This is a genomic window from Flagellimonas olearia, from assembly GCF_009184425.1.
Taxonomy (GTDB): Bacteria; Bacteroidota; Bacteroidia; order Flavobacteriales; family Flavobacteriaceae; genus Flagellimonas; species Flagellimonas olearia.
The window spans coordinates 1-316 of the sequence record NZ_WELG01000203.1 but is presented as its reverse complement, the minus strand read 5'-3'; the positions used below and the strand labels follow the sequence as shown (position 1 = coordinate 316).

Genomic DNA, 316 nt, shown 5'->3' with positions numbered 1-316 from the left:
TTTAAAAAAAGCGATAAAAATTGATAGGCTTAAAGAAGCGTTTCTTATCAAATAAGGAGTCCCTAAAATGAAAATGATTCTATTCAACCAAAACCCCATGATCACAAAGCTGCTTGAGAGTGTTTCTAAGAAATTAGAATTGTCTATGGAAGATTTTAACCGCTATCAAGAGCTACCCACACGCCTTAAAGAAGAGCCAGAATGGATTTTGATAGCCGATGATGAATGTTTGGAAAAACTAGACCAAGTGGATTGGCTAGAATTAAAAGAAATCATCTCTCAAAATAAAAACAGCGTGTGCATGTATAAAAAGGGG

At 34.8% G+C, this 316-nt stretch carries 1 protein-coding gene; it reads left to right on the top strand.

The window, feature by feature from the left end; genetic code table 11:
- Positions 1–97: 97 nt before the first annotated feature.
- Positions 98–316 (top strand): hypothetical protein (locus F8C76_RS20085; protein WP_211372227.1); only part of this gene is annotated, 219 nt, incomplete at its 3' end.